The following is an 18,095-nucleotide window of genomic DNA, read 5'->3' as shown; positions in this document are numbered from 1 at the left end:
CTTTTCATTTCCAATAGAATTTAGCTACATCAGACCAAACTTACCATTTAACGGTAGTCTATAAAGATGACTTTTTCAAACGAAAACTGATTTAAAGCCGTACTACTATTGGTTTATTATGCACATACCTGTTTGAGTTTACTAACTTAACACTTTATAGCCATGAATACCATTTTCTCATTACTGAAATTTATTTTATACTTTTCATTTTTGGCCATATATAATAGTGCCAATGCCCAGATTATATCTGACAATTGCTACAAGCTTATGCTCGGTCTTACTAAGCTTGACTACAATACAGCACTTGATGCCAATTACATCTATGGCCGTGAAAGCACCCCAGATGAAAAAACCAGTCTGTTTAAAATTAGCACCGCCCCTGCTCCAAATACCTCATTCTACACAATCAAAACTTATGATGGTAAGTTTTTGACTAGAGAGTCTTCTACAAACAAAATCAAAGTAAAGGCAGCATTTGATGAAGTAGAAAATCAAGTATTTGAATTACAAATTACATCAACATCAATCTTAATTTATAGCAAAAATACAAGTTTTGGAGAAAGTGCGATGCAATGGAAAAATAATGATATAGCTTATGTAAAAGGAAAAAATGGTTCAAATATTTGCCGATACATAGGCGTAAATTGTTTAACTGAGAATCCTAGTACTGGAGGAAATACGAATGGATTAAATATAAATTCGTGGCCCATTGCTACAGTGGGCGTAGATAATATCATTAATCCTAATAAAGGTGGTGTAATTATTGGCACAGGAATAACAACAGCACCTAAAGGCTATAAACTATATGTAGAAGAGGGGATTCTAACAGAGAAATTTGTGGTCACTCCCAAAAATTCTACAAATTGGGCTGATTTTGTTTTTGAAAAAGATTACAAACTTATGAGCCTAAGTGAAGTAAGAAAATATATTGAACTTAACAAGCACTTACCAAACGTATTGTCTGCGAAAGAAATTTCTAAACATGGTATCAATTTAGCTGAAAATTTGGTAGTTCAACTTCAAAAAATAGAAGAGCTCACCTTGTATATCATTAAGCAAAATGAAGAAATTGGAAAACTAAACAAACGCCTCCGACGAATAGAGAATACCCAAAAAAAGAAGCAATGAGAATGAAGAATTGATTTTTTCTATAGTAAAACTTTAATACTAAAACTCATGAAAACACTTAAAATAAGTACCATTACTTGCTGCATTATTTTGTGGGTCCTAACAAAAAATATAGCCCAAAATCCGATTGTTAAACTAACAGATAGTAATGGAACACCCACCTTTATTGAGTTTGAAAAATATTCAACGGCTAAAGTAATAGACGCAACATCAAACCCTGTTACTAATTTAGAAGCTCTAAAACGTTTTTTACCAGTAACTAGTCAAGATGAATTCCGAGAACTTGCTGTACTACCAGACCAACTGGGCTATTCGCATCGAAAATACCAACAATATTATAATGGAATTAAGGTTGAGAATAGTGTTTATACCGTTCATTCTAATGAGAATATCTTAATAGCCATGAATGGGCATTTTACACCTATTAAGAATATCTCCGTTGTTCCTAACATTACCGAAGCTCAAGCCTTAAAAAATGCATTATCATATCGAGCAGCTGAAGTTTATATTTGGAATTCTCAAAGTGCTCAATCATACGATAAAAAAAGCATAAATGTACCCAAAGGAGAAATTGTATTTATAGAAATAGGCGGCCAACCAAAATTAGCTTACAAATTCGATATTTTTGCTTTAAAACCATTATTCAGAGAATATGTTTTTGTTGATGCTTATAATGGGCAAGTTTTAAAGTGTAATCCTATTTTGAAACATTGCTTTCATAAACATACCTACAGCTCAAATTTTAATAAAATATATAATCAAAAGAAAAATGAAGAACCACTAAAAACTTCATTAGCCGCTCTTGGAAATTTTTTTACTCGATTCAACGGTTCAGTTTCCGGGCTTACAGATTATGAAAACGGAACATATCGCTTACGTGATTATACACGGGGGAAAGGTATTGAAACCCTTAACGTAGGAAAGTTAAATAACGCGGATTTCAGCTATAATATAAATAACGCTCAGGATTTTACAGATATTGATAATATCTGGTCAGAGTACGATAATACCAACAAAGATAATGCTGCACTAGATGTTCATAGAGGAACCCAAAATTTTTATGACTATTTTAAAAGCAATTTTGCAAGAAATAGTATCGATGGAGACGGTTTCAAATTAAAAAGTTATGTACATTATTTAGGAATAAACGGAAAATATGTAAATGCTTTTTGGACAGGAAATGAAATGTTTTATGGCGATGGAGATGGGATTAACTTCGACCCACTAACTTCACAAGATGTAGTGGCACATGAATTAGCACATGGTTTTTGTCAGTACACAGCAAATTTAGAATATGAACAAGAGTCAGGTGCATTAAATGAGGCTTTGAGCGATATCTGGGGGGCAATAATAGAGAACGCCTATTATCCTACTAAAAAAACTTGGTTGATTGGCGAAGATTTTGATTTAAACGCCAAAAAGGGATTTAGGGATATGAGCGACCCCTACACTAGAAATATGCCAAAGACTTATCTTGGAAAAAACTGGTCTTGGGAGAGTAATTATGACAACGGAGGGGTTCATTTAAATAGTAGTGTTATTAACTATTGGTTTTATTTACTGAGCCAAGGTGGGAGCGGAACTAACGATTTGGGCACTTCTTTTCAAGTAAAAGGTATAGGTATGATTGACGCTGCAAAAATTGTCTATCGTACAGAAACACTTTACCTATCACCCAGTAGCCAATTCTTTGATTTTAGAATTGGTGCTTTAAAAGCAGCCACAGAATTATTTGGAGAAAAGTCTCTACAGTATGAAAATACATTCATCTCTTTTTTAGCAGTTGGAATATCAAATTCACTTTCTAACCTTCAACAGAATTATTACGCAAGTGATTGTTCGATTCCCAATTATCAAAAAGTATGTGGTTTTGCGATGACCGCCGATAAGGTTTATAGATCTAGTGTATTCTCTGTTTCTTCAATAATTTCAAACTCATCATCAACATCATTTTTGTCAAACTGTAATTTCCAATTTCTAGATGATTTTTATGCTGGAAACGTAAGTGTTGCACCTAAATCAACTCTAGTATTGGAAGCTGGAAAAGTAATTATATTTGAGTCACAAAAAAGAGTTGATGGTTCTTCAGGGGGGCTTTATATTCCTTATGGTAGTACATTTAAAGCACAAATATGTACATCTCTCCCCAGTAGTACCCTCAGTGAAGCTGTTTCAATCTTTAATGAAACTTCAAGTTACTCAACTATTGACTCCGAAAAAACAGTTGAAAATTCGACAGATGCAAGTATGCACATTTACCCAAATCCAAGTTCAGACGTTGTAAATATTAACTTAGACTTGCCCAATAGTACTACTGGTATAAACCTATTTATCCAACCACCAAAAGGGATACCAATTGAAGTAATGAAGAATCTGAACCAAGAAGCGGGGAATTACCAATTTTCAATACCTGTAGATAAGCTTGAAAATGGTATAAATCTTATTGTATTACAAATGAATGGGAAAATTATTAGCCAAAAGTTAATCGTGGCTAAGTGAATTGCTATTCGTTTAAAAAGTTTCAAGATATAAAAGTCTATTTTACTGTGCATAACGACGAACCAATTATTGGCAAGGAATTAAAGGCAGGCGATGATAGCCCTATTACTAAAAATAATACTGGAGAGGTATTATCTGAGGGAATAGACGGTGTAGTAGCGGGATCGGAATACTTTTCTCTAGAGGTGGTAAAAGTATTACAAGAAAGATTTTTACACAAAGAACTAAAGAACCTACCTATACTTTCGGTTCTAGAGAAAAAAATATTATGCTTGGTATTAGAAGGTCGTACCTATTATGAAATTTCTTCACAATTAGGTATTCCGTATAAAACTGTAGAATTCCATCAAGGGAATTTGTATATAAAATTTAATGCCAAAAATATAGTCGATTTAGCGAAAGAGGCCAACCAAATGGGAGTACTAAATATTACATCCATTTAATATTTTACTTGGCCAAAGCACCAAAATATTATGTATTACATTAATTTCTACAGCAAAAGAACTATTTACTATCCCCAAAAACACATAAAATGGAAACAGCAGCGTGTATCAATTCAATAACTGGGGCTTTAACAATCCTATCTTATCGGTTTCAAACGAGTTGTAGTAAATACGAGAGTGAAGGTGTAATTAATTTTTCAAGTAATAATCTTCAAGGAATAGGATACCTAATACCACTCCATAAAAATTGCTATTTACTTGCTTTAAAATCAAAGTTAAAAAGGCGTACTTTTAAATGGATTTTTTCACCAGAAATTGATAATCAATACTTTCGCTTGGTCGTTTCATCAAGTGGTATTTGGGCATCCTGGAACGATGAAGAACATATTATTAATGTACACCCTCGCTTAAATGAATCTGTTGTAGTTCTTGCTTTAGCTCAAGAAATGCTCTTAAAATACATTAGTTTGCAACAATATGAATATATAAAAACGAAGCTCAAACGAAGTACACCAATATTTTTTGAACTAAAAAATGAGACTAAAATCTTTTGGCAACAATTGACCCATAATCATCTAAATTTAGGGAAAGAGTCGCATATTTTATTTATGCATATTTTTCATAAATTACTCCCAGTCATTTCGGATAATAACCTAAACTAGCCTTTAAGGACAGTAAGAACATTACTTGAATTTCACTTATCATTCATAAAAACTTACTATTTAAACTGAAATTGATCATGAAAAACGAAAATCCACAACCCACTATATTAATCGTAGAAAGCGATATTATGATTGCTCAATTGTTGATAGCATCTTTAAAAGATAAGTATGAAGTACATCACATTTCGGAAGGTTACGATTTTTGCCAGCAAATCAAAGACCATGATTATGATTTAATTATTTGTAATATGATACTTTCATTCTACGGAGGAGTTGAACTTTTAAACACTTTACGACATCAACTCTTAAAAAATACTCCATTTATTTTATTATCATTTACAGAAAATAGACTACTGTCACAAATTCCGCAATCTGATCCTAAATGCGACTATTTAGTAAGACCATTTTCAATTGAAGCACTACAAGTAAAAACTCAAAAAGCCCTATTAATAAATCAAAACTTGACTTTTTCGTAGAATTAGCTACCAGAAATGTGATATGATAAATTTCAAGATGGGTTTGAATTTAAGATGAAAATAGGTTTGTTTTTCTTCCTAAATTAATTAACGGTGGAATCATACGATTATCTTCCAAATCTTTATTAATAATTGCCATGGATACTCAATTTTTATTTCGTGGTTCCATTCAAGAACCTTTACCCATTGAAATAGTTTGGGCACTAACTTTTTGTTTTTTTTAAGTTTCACCTCTTTTTTAATAGTAATATTTTTAGCACATCATAAAAGGTTTAAACAGAATAAAACAAAAACTCTAAGTGTTGAAGAAATTAGATTTCACATTACTAATTTTCTTTTTAGGAACTACAGTTTGTATTCGGTAGATACTTTGAAAAGCATCATAAAAAAATCAAAGGAACATAACCAAACAATAATTGAAATTTTATTTAAAATTAAACAAACGCTAAATGATTTACCAACCTTAAGATTAGAATATCTGTACAAAGAACTTTCATTAAGCCAGGTATCTGCAAAAAAATTAAATGATAAAAATTGGGCAATTCAGATCGAAGGTATCAAAGAATTAGTAGGTATGGATGACCAAACATACATTTCTGAAATAGAGTTATTGGTCAATAATCCACACCATCTAGTACGTATAGAAGCCTTCTTTGCAATGCTTAAATTAAAAGGGACAGAGGGATTAACTTTATTGGAAATATTAGAATACCCAATTTCTGATTGGCAACAAATGCAAATAATTAAGATTTTGAAGGAAAGAGTAAATGTAAAGTTGCCTGACTTTTCACAATGGTTCTACTTAGCCAACATAAGTGTAGCATGTTTTGCAATTAGGCTAACTGCCATTTTTAATCAAACACATCTAATAAACAAAATAGTTGGACTTTTATCTATCAATGAACACCCTTTACGCATACAAGCAGCTATCGAAGTTTTAATATACTTAAAGATTCCTACTTTCACTGACCAGATAAAAGCACTTTCTACAACCAATAATAAGGAAGTACAATTATCCATTCTATATTTTTTTGAAGAGTTTGGAACACTGAAAGATATTATTTTTTTACGTGATTTTCTATATGATAATTATTTATGGACCGATGATGAATTATTTCTTTTAGGATTGAGAGTCATTAAAAAAGTCTTTAATGATGATTCCAGATTCTTCAATTTTGCTGGCCTATATTTCAGTAATCAACAGGCTATGATTTTACAGGTAATGGAAGAAAGTAAATAATAAATCTAACTAGAGTTTTATGGAAACAATAATTCAGTGGGTATATATAGTTTTTACCATCATCTTTATTGCCCTTTCGATACTCTATGTAGCAATCGCTACCATTGCTACAAAAATGGCTAAATATTATAAAGCTAAAAATATTTATGCAGCTTATGAAGATATTTTGAGTTCTGAATTAGCACCGAGTATATCTATTATTGCACCTGCTTACAACGAGGGTCTTACAATTGTAGAAAATGTCCGGTCGTTGTTGTCACTGCACTACCTAAAATATGAAATCATTATTATTAATGATGGAAGTAAAGATGACTCTCTTGAAAAACTAATTAAAGCCTATGAATTGGAACGTATTCCTTATACACCACTACTGGGTAAATTTCAAACCCAACCAATAAAAAATGTATATCAGTCAAAAAGCAAAATATTTAGTAAACTAACTGTTATTGACAAAGAAAATGGTGGAAAATCTGATGCTCTGAATGCAGGTATTAATTTGGCTCAGTACGAAATTGTTTGTTGTATCGATGTTGATTGTATTCTCGAACAAGATTCACTGCTCAAAATGAGTAAGTTATTTATGGAAGAAACCGATAGAAAAGTAATTGCTGCTGGTGGGGTAATAAGAGTTGCTAATTCATGTAAGTTTCAATTTGGAAAAATAACGGAAGTTAATCTACCCAAGGGTCTTTTGGCAAAGATGCAAGTATTAGAATATAGTCGCTCATTCTTGTTGGGCAGATTGGCGTGGTCTAAGCTTAATGGTTTATTGATTATTTCGGGAGCTTTTGGACTTTTTGATAAAGAGATACTTATAAAAGCTGGCGGTTACAGCACCAACACTATAGGTGAAGATATGGAACTTGTGATAAGAATGAGACGATATATGGAAGAAACTGGCAGTCTTTATACAGTCGTATATTCTCCAGATTTATTGTGTTGGACAGAAACGCCAGAATCAATTCAATTACTGGGAAAACAACGTAAACGTTGGACACGTGGTATGATACAGTCATTAAAAGCTCATAAAATCATGTTCCTCAATCCAGAATATAGTTTCATAGGTACAATCAGCTTTACGTTTTGGGTAATATTCGAATGGGCGGCTTCAATTATTGAATTTTTCGGAATATTATTATTCCCTTTCCTTTTGTTGTTTGGAGTTATTAATTGGATGTATTTTTTATCATTATTGGCTTGTGTATGTGTATATTCTTGGATGTTTTCACTGTGGGCACTTTACATTGAAGAGCAAATATTCCATCAATATCAATTAAAAGATTTAGTTAAACTCATTGGTTGTGCTCTCATTGAACCTTTTGTTTATCACCCATTGATTACTTGGTTTTCTATTGAAGGCAATTACGCACAGTTAATGAGTCAAAAAAATACTTGGGGCGATATGCAAAGAAAAGGTTTTGAAAATAAGAAATAAACAAGCCATGAAAAAAAAGACATTTATATTATTATTCATTTTTATGAACTTCAATTGGGCAAACGCCCAAAATGTAGATAGCCTTTTTACACTTGCACGACAAGAGGCATTTGAGAAAAAAGACTATCGAAAAGCAATAGAGTTATGTAAAGCAATAGAAAAAAACAGCTTCGAAGTAGAGCTTTTTTTAGGGCGTGTTTACACTTGGGTAGATAGCGTATCGTTAGCACGAATACAATTTATAAAACTGCTCCAGCACGATTCTCTAAACATTGAAGTTGCAAAGGCTTATATTGACCTTGAGTATTGGCATAATAACTACACTGAAGCCCTACAATTGTGTGAACAATTTTTAGTTTTTTATCCCAAGAATGATTTTTTTTATTAAAAAAAATCAAAATATTAATTAAACTAAACAAGTATCTGGAAGCGAAGCTACTGATAAAAGGATTGTCAATTTCACCAGAAACTAAGTTTTTAAGAGCTAAAATAGACACGAACTTATTCAAAAGTAAACTCTCTTTTAGTTATGATTATTGGCATTTTCATAAAAGATATCAAGAGACTTCGAATCAACAACCATGGCATATACGTACACTCACATACAGCCATACGACCAATTACGGCACCTTTCTAATTAGGTGGCAAAATGCAACACGATTTGGTAATACAGGCAATCAAATAGAAATCGAAGCCTATCCACAAATCAAAAAGGGACTAAATGGTTACATTAATTGGGGTTTGAGCAAACAATATCCAGTATTCCCTAATTATCGATTAGGAACTAGTCTATATGCCAATTTACTAAAAGGTTATGAAATAGAAGCCGGCTTTAGATTACTCAGATTTCAGAGTAAAGTTTGGATATACACTGCTGCCTTGGGTAAATATATGGGAAATTACTTTTTTAATCTAAGAACTTACCTTGTTCCAAATAGTCATTCTCTCTCACCAAGTTTTCGCTTAACCACAAATTATTATTTTGCCAAAAGCAATGATTATTTTTCATGCTATGTTGGTAAAGGTTTTTATACAATCAGCGACCTTTATCTGTTCAATTCAGCACATGTTGATTCATCAAATGCTGGGATTCTTTTTTCCAAAAACATCCATAATATACACATTCTCAAAACTAATTTTTCAATCATAAAACAAGCTCAATACAGTGGCATCCAAGCTACACTTGAAGTTTCATATTCTGTGTTGTTTTAGCATAAAATATTTAAAGAGCTTATCTGATCAATTAGAAAAAAAGATATTCAGACATGAAAACCAAAATACTTTATAAACCCTTGCCTAATGCGATACATTCCTCCTTGGTTTTCGAACTTTCAGGCCGTTATATTATTTCCTGGGGAATAACCATATTAGTACTACGTATTATAGAAATAATCTTGAATTTCCCAGTATTTATACCTATTTCTGAGTACCGCCATGTATTATTGGCAGCATTCGTTGAAGACTCATATTTTTTCTTAAAGTCTATTCCTTTTATTGCCTTTTTAGTCTTTTTAATAATGTTTATTTCTCAAAAAAAAGTCAAAATTATTTGTTTATGGACTTTTGTGTATTTCTTTTCTATCCTTTGTATTTTATCCCTCTATTTTCATACTACATCAGTTCCTTTGAGAAACGACGCTTTTGCCTATTCTTGGAAAGACCTACAACAAACTCTTGGCACAACCCAAATGTCTAAAACAACAACTATAGAAATGATTAGTTATTTAGTTGTGTTAATTTTGATTTTAAAATTGCAGATTTTTTGGAAAATTGCAGCAGAATGGGTGTTACGCTTAGTTATTTTTTGTATATTTTTATCATTAACCATATCTTCACCGAAAACTACTTTCCCAAACGAATACGTCCAAAATTTTTGCCAAAATAAGGGAGTTTACTTTTTTTCATCACTTTTCGAAAGTATTTGGACAGACACCGCCAACGATCCTTATTTACTTCAAACATCAGAAAAATATAATTTTTCTGGTGTTCCTAAAAACTCATATCCTTTTTATCACAATGACGAAAGCCCAGATGTTTTGGGAACAAGAATGAATAAATTCCCATCAAGACCCAATATAGTATTTATTGTAGTCGAAGGTTTAGGTAGAGCATTTTCGGGCCCGAAAGCTTACATGGGAAGTTTTACTCCGTTTTTAGACTCACTAGCAAAGCAAAGTTTATATTGGAATAACTTTCTAAGTACAAGCGGACGTACGTTTGCAGTTTTGCCATCTCTTTTAGGTTCATTGCCTTTTGGAAAAACAGGGTTCAGCGATTTAGACCCTATGCCAAAACATCATACACTTATAAGTCTTTTACAAAAACAAGGCTATAAAACTTATTATTATTACGGCGGGAATAGCCATTTTGATAATACATTTCCTTTTTTAAAACAAAATAGTGTAGAAAAAATTATAGATGAAACAAGTTTTGGGAACAGCTACGTAAAAATGCCTTCAACTAATGGATTCACGTGGGGCTATGATGATTATGATCTATTTCATAGATATTTACAAGAGCCTACTTCTTATGGCAATCCTAGATTAGACATTTTACAAACACTTAGCTCACACAGCCCCTTCATTTTGAAAGAGCAAGAAAAATACAAGTTGATTTTTCAAAATCATCTTAAAAGGCTACAACTTGGAGTTTCTCAAAAAAAAATCATCAATGAATATGAGCAAATTCTAGCAACTATCTTGTATGTTGATGACGCAATAAAATATTTTATGCATGAGTTTAGCAAGCGTCCCGATTATAAAAATACCATCTTTATCATTACAGGTGACCACCGGCTGCCGGAGATTCCACTTGCTACAAAGTTAGATCGCTATCATGTTCCTTTGATTATTTTTTCTCCAATGCTTAAAAAAAATGCCAGCTTCGAAGCTATTTCAACTCATTTTGATGTTGCACCTACAATAATGGCATTTTTAGCAAAAAATTATAAAATTAAAAGACCTACATTTACACATTGGATAGGTATCGGAATTGATACTACCAAACAATTTAGAAATATCCATTCTTATCCTTTAATGATGACTAAATTGCAATTAGTAGATTATATATCGGGTAGTTACTGGCTCAATGAGGATAATCTTTTTAAAATTAATGCTCAAATGGATTTGGAGAAAATTAATGATCCAACTATACTTAACCGTTTGGAAAATGAAATGAAATTATTTAAGTATTATAATCAAAAAATGAGAAAAACTGGAAACTTAATACCCTAAGTTTTCACAGAAATCCATTTGAGGTTTTCTATGAATGAGTGTATGTAAGATTGTTTTAACTCTACAAATCAATTAAAATACTTATGTTACAACCCCTATTTTTAGATGAAATAATTGAAATACTCCCTTGTAGTCGTTCTACTCTTCTTCTTATGCTGTGCAAGCCATAACCTTTCTTTTTTTCGGTTGTATCAAAGCCTACCCCGTTATCTTTTATTAATAAAGTTATTCTATTTTTCTGGATCTCAATATCAATCAATACAAAAGATGCTTTAGCATGTCTTATAATATTAACCAAAATTTCTTTATAAATTAAAAAAACATGTTTTTGGATAACTTCATTAACATTATTCCACATACTTTCATTTATAATGTTCAAGTTGTATTTAAGTTGTACTGGAGCAAATAAAATGGCTGCCATCTCCCTAAAGTAGAGTGTTTTTTTCCGTTGTTATCGGCGATATTATTAATGATAATGTTTTCAATTTTGTTTGGAATCGTTTTAATAGTTTCTTTTACATCATTCATGATGTCTTTTGCCTTGTCAGGATCTCTTTCAAGCCAATACAATGCTAATTGATTTAATGAAATGATTACACTTAGCTGAGAGCCAACATCATCATGCAGATTACTATTAATTTCTTCATTAATTTGTTTTACTCTGAGATGCGACAAAAAGTTATCTTGCATTTGTTGAAAAAACTTTTTTTCTAATTCTTCTTTTTCAACATTAAATGAATACATTGTCTTCAAGAGAGCGTTCATTAAAAATACAATTTGAAAAATGGAAATTGTTTTAAATACAATATCTCCCCATTCTTTTTTGTATAAAGCTGATGGGTTATACAAAATCATAAAACTATAGAAACAAATGGCAAAAATACATAACAGTAACCCTATCAACACCGAATCTATTTTATCGATTAATCGACCTAGGCTTACAAAAAAAGTACCCAAAGTAACTACAATCAAACCCCGTATAAAAATTCCAAACATTGGTGCCATACGATACTGGAAACTTATTAAGAATAATAAAGTACCCAATCCAGCTAAAACTTGTGCTAATTGGGCAGGTTGATAATTAATCTGTAAAGTAGTATAATGATTGAAGTAATATAGAATTGAACTGATGTATATAAATATAAAAAAAAATGAAAATACTTCAACTAAATATTGATTATCTATTACATAATAGGTCAGTAAAAGTGTGGTAGCATGTACCAGTATATAGACATATAACCTATTTTGATAAACAATATAGCTAACGAGGCAATAAAGAAGCATCATCAGGAGAAACCCCGATTGTATAAGATATAATGCTGTGTAATTCATTAATTATTAGCTGTAGCAGTAAAATGAACCCTAACCGTGGATTCTTCATTATCTTCAATTGAATAGTAAATCTCACCTCGCCATCGCCTCAATTCTGGTTTTATTAAGTTTAACTCATCAATCATTCGCTTTTTTGCCTTAAGCTTTTGACCATCATCTTGTATGATTAAAAATAAATCATTATTATTGCCTATTGATAGGGTTATTATTATATGTAAAAAATCTTTGTATTTGATAAATACTTTTAGAATATTTTCATAAAACAAAAGTATGTGTTCCTCAAAGTCATTATCAATCTTTTGCCAAAATTCAGCCTCATTTACATACAAAGAAAAAGTAATTTGTTTTTGTGATAGGTGATATTTTGAAATTTCAAGTGCCTTACTTTCTATTGATTTATTTAAAATTAACTCATTTTGTTCACTAAATTCTCTAACAATACTTCGAATAATTTGAATAGATTCAGACGATAAATTATTAACTGAGCCCAAAAGGGGAGTAGCTTTCAAATTATCTCCTATGCTTAACGCTTGTAATATTTGTTCGACACTCGACAATAACTGTTTCAGATTATGACTAAAAGTAGTAATAACTGTCACTAAAATCTTTTGTTTAATTTCAATAATAATTTTATCATCTTTATTTCTCTCTTCGATACTGAGTATTATTTTTTTCTTCAAGTCTATTTTTGATAACTCTAATAATTTATGTGACTCCGAAATTGCAATAAATATAAAAATTGACTCAAATATGGCTCCTAATTGACCATAAGTATTTGGAAATGTAAATGGATTATTGCGTTCGAAAGTAATTATTGATGAAAAAACAACTGGATAAGTTTGAAATAAAGATTTTAAGATCCATCCAAATACTATAAAAATAGAGCCAATAAAGTAATATTTCATGAAAGAGAACGTCAACTTGTAGAGCATCTTATAAACCACTCCAAGTAAGATAGTACAAATCAAAATAGTAATTCCATAGACCCATAGTGACAAATTTTCGAGTTTATTAGTTTTAAGAATGAGATTAATCAGTATTGTAAAAATTAGAATTAATATAATGAAATATATTCTTTTGAAAAGAAGTTTATCTTGACTGTGTCCGTCAAAAGTTTTTATTATAAATATACAATACAAAAAGACATTAAAGCAGGTCATTTCAGGAGCAAATGAAGAAGTAATTATCTCGGATTTACCTGCTAAATGAAACTGGTCTATTATATAATATTCTATTAAGCCAGAGAGTAAAGTTATGCTATACAGTAAAAATGCAAGGTTTTTATTTTTAAAGTAACTTAAAAAAGAATATATAGACATTAAGATGTTCATCCCATCGGCAATACGCCTAAATGTTTCGTAATCAGGTAAGTGTGGGTTAAAAGTCATGGTAAATTTCTTTAAAAGAAAGAAGCCAATTCGCTTTATCTTTCTTAAATTATCACAGCAATTTTTATATTTCGAAAAGGCATGTATGATGTAAGGCATCATCTACCCTTAATCGTTTCAAGATTAACCAACATGTGACTTATTTGAGAAAATCGCAGCCAATAAAACTGAAACAATTATCAAAGACGAATATATAATTTTTTTCTATGATCCCAGCTTCAAAAACCTTTCAGAATTTAAAATAAATACTGATATACGTAAAATTTATCCAATACCTCAAAGTACCTTTTAAATTATTTTAATGAAGATTTTATTATAATTTATTAATAACATAACTTTTAAGTCCTTATTTCATTGCTAACATAAACAATTACCTATTTATTATTTGATAAGATTTATCCGTTATTAATAAGAAGAAAATAAATCTTTAGGATAATTATTCAAAAAATAGCTAGGGAAAACCCCTGAATTTACTCATTTAACACTTCTACTTGTTCTTCATTGATTTTATTTTATAAGATTTGTATCCATTTTCTAATCTTTCACACAATTAATATTGAAAAGTAGATAAACATTATGATAAATATTATCCTAATTGATGACCATATCATTTTTGGAGAAGGTATCACCAATTTACTATCATTAAATCAAAATTTTAACTTTATCGGGTTTTACTCAAAAACGGAAGGCCTAGACGAAATTTTTGAAAACAATAGAATAGATGTTGTTTTACTTGATGTTTCTGTTATTCCCATCAATGGCATTGATTACTGTAAATACATAAAAACCAAATTTCATAATCCAAAAGTATTATTTTTTACAATGCACTTCGATGACCTTATTATTGGTAGAGCTATGAAGGCCGGAGCCAATGGATTTATTACAAAAAATAACACAAAGGATGTATTATTTGAAGGGATTGAACAAATAATGAATGGAAATATTTTCTACTCCCCAGATGTAGAGAAAATTCTTCTTAAGCAATACAAACATGAAGAAATGAAGGGATTACCTATTTTATCCAGCCGTGAAAAAGAGGTCTTAGAACTTATCATTTTAGGAAAAACTAGTCATGAAATTGCAGACAAATTATTTATTTCTACTAAAACCGTTGAATTCCATCGAAGTAATTTACTTATAAAGTTTGATGCAAAAAATGTAGTAGATTTAACTCGAGAAGCCATTAAAATGGGCATTGTAAAAATCAATAATTGATTGAAATTATACTTCTCTCATCCTTTTTTTTATCTCATATCTATCATTAAATACTATGCACTATAGTGCCTAACAAAGAGTAATCTTATAACCGATTTTGCACAAAACAATGATACATGAATGTATGGACCTAATATATTGATTATTGAGCAATGTCTTAATCAATTATCAAATTAACCCTATGAATCCTTTTTATGCATTTTACTAACGCATAGACGTCTCTTAGCGGACTTGCTGAAGATAGGCTTGTTTAAAATGTCCCGTCCTTTTGTAATTTAAACAGTCTCTTTTTTTACCGTTCGTTTGCTGTAATTAGCTCCGAACTAAAATTACTGTGCTCATCACTTTTTTTGTTTTTGATTTTTAACGCTATTTTTTTTTAAATCTCTTTGACAATTCTCATACACTTTTACCATAATTAAGCATCCTAATAATTTCCTCCTTAAAATTTACCGCATCTTATTGAAATCCTAAAAACTTTTTCATAAATCTTTTCTTCTATCATATATACATGATTTACAGCGTAAAGTATCATTTGATTTCATTACTAGACTTGAACATTTCTACAGCAAATTGCTATTCTTTAGCGGAATCTATTCAATCAAAAATTGCCCCACTCCTATCCGTGATATTGAATATTCTGATTAATACAATTCATCGTGGATTTATAATAATTTTTTCTTTTTTTAGTAGTAAAACTTAAAAACAATTTTTAAATTTACCATGAAAATTGAAAATGCAATTAACATATTTCATGGACATTATACGAAATATAGCACCTTTACTGAATGAGTATCTGACAATTTTTCCGGTTGTAGGTATCATCGGGCCACGTCAAGTTGGAAAAACAACCTTAGCCAAAAGTTTAGCTAAACTTCAACCAGTTCTTTACCTTGATTTGGAATCATCAGTTGACCGTCAGAAATTAGCTAACCCAGAATTATATCTACAAAACCACCAAAACAAATTAATAATTCTAGATGAAATTCAGCAAATGCCTCAATTAATGGCAGAACTAAGAGGGATTATTGATAATGATAGACGTGTTGGAAGATTTATCATTTTAGGTTCAGCGTCACCCGCTTTAATAAAAAAAAGTGCCGATTCGTTAGCTGGTAGAATCGGTTATATAGAATTGTCCCCTTTTACAGTAAACGAAGTTAATACTGAAAATGAAACTAAACTTTGGCACAGAGGCGGATTTCCACTTTCTTATTTAGCTAGTACAGAAAGGGGGAGTATGATTTGGCGAAAAAACTTTATCAGAACCTACATTGAAAAAGATTTAGCCTTGCTAGGGCTAAGTGCTGAGCCACAAACTATAGAACGTTTTTGGAGAATGTTAGCCAGTGTTCATGGAAATTTATGGAATTCTGAAAGTATAGGTCGTTCAATGGGCTTGACACACCCAACCATCAATCGTTATTTAGATTTAATGGAAGGTGCATTCTTGGTTAGACGTCTTAAACCATATTTTGTAAACATCCCAAAACGATTGGTTAAATCACCTAAAATCTATTTACGAGACAGTGGAATATTTCATGCTTTTAAAGATATAATGACGCAAGATGACCTTTTAGATGACCCGCAAGTAGGGGCCTCATGGGAAGGATTTGTAATTGAACAAATCATTGAAACAATGCAAAATGTTTTAATGAATGGACAAGCCTATTTTTACAGGACACAACAAGGAGCAGAGTGTGATCTGATAATTGAACATAATGGAAAAGTAAAAGCTGCTATTGAAATAAAGTTTAGTTCCGCTCCACAAATTGGTAAAGGATTCAGAATCACAATGGAAGATACTAATGCACAACAAGGCTTTGTAATAGCTAAAACCAATGAAACTTATAAAATTGAGAAAAATATTACAGTAACGTCTCTAAACAGATTTTTACTCGATTTTTTACCAAATTTGTAACATATTACCTATTGATGACTTTAGGCCAAATTGAGATAGCATTGGGGAAAATAAAGTCTTTAAAAGAACTTGATTCCACCACAAAAAACTCTAATAGTAAAAAAGACTTCAAGCACATTTTTAATGCGTTTGAAGTCTTTTCTATTAAAATATATTTTGAGATATTATGGTTATATTTAATATTTTCGCTTTCTTGAAAATTTGATTTGTATCCTTTTCTGTTTACTATACCTGCATTCTTTTCTTAATAATTTTAATCTGCTTGATGATTTCGTCACAATCTTCTTGAGTTTCTAAGTTCTTCAATAATGAAATAATTTTTTCTTTGACAGGCGAACCTGTTTTCTTCTCAACCGACTTCTCAAGATTCTGAGTAGAGCTCTTAATCAACAATTCATTTAATAAATCATTAGCCTTAGGTGTATCTTTAACTTTTCCAAGTTCGATAATTTCAGCCTTACTAAAAATCGACTTACCCGCTAAAATATCTTGTTTTAATTCAGCAGGAAGTTGCTCTATACCATCAGCATAATCAGCATCTCTACGTATTGTTTTTTCATTGACATTATACTGCTCTGCTAGTTTCTGTGCAGTCTTTTTTGAGCCTTTTTCATCAAAGTGGACATTTTGTCCACTTTGCGTTTCTCGACTATATTGTCCTCTATTTTTCTTCTCTGCATTGTACTTCAAACCACGTAAATAAGAAGCTTGTTCAGGGGTAATATTTCTTCTACCAAGCTGATTATCAATCATGAAATCCTTAACCTGATCAAGGCTCTCATAACTCACAACATGAATTTTATAGTCAATTCCGAACTTCGTACAAATTTCATATCGGTTATGACCGTCTATCAAAACATAGACAGGATCATGTGGGGTAGGAGAGTTAGAATCAATTTTTATTTTCTTAGTTTCCCAAATCAAAATAGCTTCTCTACAGCCATCCTTTTTTATATTTTCTTCTAACTGCAGAAACTCTTCTGTATTCAGCGGTGGAATCAGAGCTTTCAATTCTGGTAAAATCAGAATCTCATTTTTTATTGCTTCAAATTTCAATAAACTCTGGTCTTTAATTATTTTTTTTTCGGTAGAGTCTAAAAAACCCTGATATTTCTTTGCCATG

The 18,095-nt window shown here is 31.0% G+C and carries 17 protein-coding genes; 13 read left to right on the top strand and 4 right to left on the bottom strand.

The genetic code is table 11. The features are described from left to right. Positions 1-162 precede the first annotated feature (162 nt). The 10 genes from EMTOL_RS21560 to EMTOL_RS21515 all read left to right on the top strand — a co-directional run bounded on the left by EMTOL_RS21560 (position 163) and on the right by EMTOL_RS21515 (position 11,116). Positions 163-1,128 carry a hypothetical protein gene (locus tag EMTOL_RS21560; protein ID WP_015026423.1) on the top strand — a complete coding sequence of 322 codons (966 nt, stop codon included), beginning with the start codon at positions 163-165 and terminating at the stop codon, positions 1,126-1,128. A 48-nt stretch (positions 1,129-1,176) separates the two neighbouring features. After that, a complete protein-coding gene (locus tag EMTOL_RS21555; RefSeq protein WP_015026422.1) occupies positions 1,177-3,627 on the top strand; it encodes a M4 family metallopeptidase in 2,451 nt (816 codons plus the stop codon). A 47-nt stretch (positions 3,628-3,674) separates the two neighbouring features. Then, on the top strand, positions 3,675-4,070 hold the full coding sequence (locus EMTOL_RS21550; protein ID WP_305953336.1) for a helix-turn-helix transcriptional regulator: 396 nt from the start codon (positions 3,675-3,677) through the stop codon (positions 4,068-4,070). Between the two features lie 89 nt (positions 4,071-4,159). Beyond that, positions 4,160-4,732: a hypothetical protein gene (locus EMTOL_RS21545; protein ID WP_015026421.1), complete on the top strand. Its 573-nt coding sequence runs from the start codon at positions 4,160-4,162 to the stop codon at positions 4,730-4,732. A 77-nt stretch (positions 4,733-4,809) separates the two neighbouring features. Continuing rightward, on the top strand, positions 4,810-5,208 hold the full coding sequence (locus EMTOL_RS21540) for a response regulator (RefSeq protein WP_015026420.1): 399 nt from the start codon (positions 4,810-4,812) through the stop codon (positions 5,206-5,208). A gap of 370 nt (positions 5,209-5,578) precedes the next feature. Beyond that, complete coding sequence (locus tag EMTOL_RS21535; RefSeq protein ID WP_305953335.1) at positions 5,579-6,448, top strand: hypothetical protein; 870 nt, start codon at positions 5,579-5,581, stop codon at positions 6,446-6,448. A gap of 19 nt (positions 6,449-6,467) precedes the next feature. Then, a complete protein-coding gene (locus tag EMTOL_RS21530; RefSeq protein ID WP_015026418.1) occupies positions 6,468-7,883 on the top strand; it encodes a glycosyltransferase family 2 protein in 1,416 nt (471 codons plus the stop codon). 7 nt (positions 7,884-7,890) lie between these two features. Beyond that, positions 7,891-8,271 carry a tetratricopeptide repeat protein gene (locus EMTOL_RS21525; RefSeq protein WP_305953334.1) on the top strand — a complete coding sequence of 127 codons (381 nt, stop codon included), beginning with the start codon at positions 7,891-7,893 and terminating at the stop codon, positions 8,269-8,271. Positions 8,272-8,333: 62 nt separating this feature from the next. After that, complete coding sequence (locus tag EMTOL_RS21520; RefSeq protein WP_041694453.1) at positions 8,334-9,095, top strand: YaiO family outer membrane beta-barrel protein; 762 nt, start codon at positions 8,334-8,336, stop codon at positions 9,093-9,095. Between the two features lie 53 nt (positions 9,096-9,148). Beyond that, on the top strand, positions 9,149-11,116 hold the full coding sequence (locus EMTOL_RS21515) for an LTA synthase family protein (protein ID WP_015026417.1): 1,968 nt from the start codon (positions 9,149-9,151) through the stop codon (positions 11,114-11,116). A gap of 61 nt (positions 11,117-11,177) precedes the next feature. On the opposite strand, the gene EMTOL_RS21510 is transcribed toward EMTOL_RS21515, so the two are convergent. Both EMTOL_RS21510 and EMTOL_RS22615 read right to left on the bottom strand, forming a co-directional pair. After that, complete coding sequence (locus tag EMTOL_RS21510; protein ID WP_015026416.1) at positions 11,178-11,537, bottom strand: sensor histidine kinase; 360 nt, start codon at positions 11,535-11,537, stop codon at positions 11,178-11,180. Further along, positions 11,492-11,860 carry a histidine kinase dimerization/phosphoacceptor domain-containing protein gene (locus EMTOL_RS22615; RefSeq protein WP_305953333.1) on the bottom strand — a complete coding sequence of 123 codons (369 nt, stop codon included), beginning with the start codon at positions 11,858-11,860 and terminating at the stop codon, positions 11,492-11,494. Before EMTOL_RS22615 ends, EMTOL_RS21510 begins: the two co-directional genes overlap by 46 nt. 127 nt (positions 11,861-11,987) lie before the next feature. Between EMTOL_RS22615 and EMTOL_RS22610 the strand changes: the two genes are divergently transcribed. Next, on the top strand, positions 11,988-12,194 hold the full coding sequence (locus EMTOL_RS22610; RefSeq protein WP_305953332.1) for a hypothetical protein: 207 nt from the start codon (positions 11,988-11,990) through the stop codon (positions 12,192-12,194). 253 nt (positions 12,195-12,447) lie between these two features. Here EMTOL_RS22610 and EMTOL_RS21500 read toward each other — a convergent pair whose 3' ends face one another. Beyond that, positions 12,448-13,836 (bottom strand): hypothetical protein, encoded by a 1,389-nt coding sequence (locus tag EMTOL_RS21500; RefSeq protein WP_015026414.1) that lies wholly within the window; start codon positions 13,834-13,836, stop codon positions 12,448-12,450. Positions 13,837-14,412: 576 nt separating this feature from the next. Between EMTOL_RS21500 and EMTOL_RS21495 the strand changes: the two genes are divergently transcribed. Next, positions 14,413-15,051 (top strand): LuxR C-terminal-related transcriptional regulator, encoded by a 639-nt coding sequence (locus tag EMTOL_RS21495; protein WP_015026413.1) that lies wholly within the window; start codon positions 14,413-14,415, stop codon positions 15,049-15,051. A 754-nt stretch (positions 15,052-15,805) separates the two neighbouring features. Continuing rightward, entirely contained in the window at positions 15,806-16,972 is a 1,167-nt protein-coding gene (locus tag EMTOL_RS21490; protein WP_041694448.1) for an ATP-binding protein, read from the top strand. Positions 16,973-17,197: 225 nt separating this feature from the next. Here the strand turns inward: EMTOL_RS21490 and EMTOL_RS21480 are convergent, their stop codons facing one another. Further along, a complete protein-coding gene (locus tag EMTOL_RS21480; RefSeq protein WP_015026410.1) occupies positions 17,198-18,094 on the bottom strand; it encodes a ParB N-terminal domain-containing protein in 897 nt (298 codons plus the stop codon). Between the last annotated feature and the right edge of the window lies 1 nt (position 18,095).

The organism is Emticicia oligotrophica DSM 17448, from assembly GCF_000263195.1.
GTDB lineage: Bacteria > Bacteroidota > Bacteroidia > Cytophagales > Spirosomataceae > Emticicia > Emticicia oligotrophica.
Note: the sequence above shows the minus strand (reverse complement) of the source record. Positions and strands in the feature narration are given on the sequence as shown.

What these genes read in the sequence shown, in the direction of transcription:
- EMTOL_RS21525 (WP_305953334.1), top strand. Translation starts at nt 7,891, where the DNA reads ATGAAAAAAAAGACATTTATATTATTATTCATTTTTATGAACTTCAAT.
- EMTOL_RS21545 (WP_015026421.1), top strand. Translation starts at nt 4,160, where the DNA reads ATGGAAACAGCAGCGTGTATCAATTCAATAACTGGGGCTTTAACAATC.
- EMTOL_RS21510 (WP_015026416.1), bottom strand. Translation starts at nt 11,537, where the DNA reads ATGGCAGCCATTTTATTTGCTCCAGTACAACTTAAATACAACTTGAAC.
- EMTOL_RS21540 (WP_015026420.1), top strand. Translation starts at nt 4,810, where the DNA reads ATGAAAAACGAAAATCCACAACCCACTATATTAATCGTAGAAAGCGAT.
- EMTOL_RS21500 (WP_015026414.1), bottom strand. Translation starts at nt 13,836, where the DNA reads ATGACTTTTAACCCACACTTACCTGATTACGAAACATTTAGGCGTATT.
- EMTOL_RS21530 (WP_015026418.1), top strand. Translation starts at nt 6,468, where the DNA reads ATGGAAACAATAATTCAGTGGGTATATATAGTTTTTACCATCATCTTT.
- EMTOL_RS22610 (WP_305953332.1), top strand. Translation starts at nt 11,988, where the DNA reads ATGGCAAAAATACATAACAGTAACCCTATCAACACCGAATCTATTTTA.
- EMTOL_RS22615 (WP_305953333.1), bottom strand. Translation starts at nt 11,860, where the DNA reads ATGTATTCATTTAATGTTGAAAAAGAAGAATTAGAAAAAAAGTTTTTT.
- EMTOL_RS21515 (WP_015026417.1), top strand. Translation starts at nt 9,149, where the DNA reads ATGAAAACCAAAATACTTTATAAACCCTTGCCTAATGCGATACATTCC.
- EMTOL_RS21495 (WP_015026413.1), top strand. Translation starts at nt 14,413, where the DNA reads ATGATAAATATTATCCTAATTGATGACCATATCATTTTTGGAGAAGGT.
- EMTOL_RS21490 (WP_041694448.1), top strand. Translation starts at nt 15,806, where the DNA reads ATGGACATTATACGAAATATAGCACCTTTACTGAATGAGTATCTGACA.
- EMTOL_RS21555 (WP_015026422.1), top strand. Translation starts at nt 1,177, where the DNA reads ATGAAAACACTTAAAATAAGTACCATTACTTGCTGCATTATTTTGTGG.
- EMTOL_RS21480 (WP_015026410.1), bottom strand. Translation starts at nt 18,094, where the DNA reads ATGGCAAAGAAATATCAGGGTTTTTTAGACTCTACCGAAAAAAAAATA.
- EMTOL_RS21560 (WP_015026423.1), top strand. Translation starts at nt 163, where the DNA reads ATGAATACCATTTTCTCATTACTGAAATTTATTTTATACTTTTCATTT.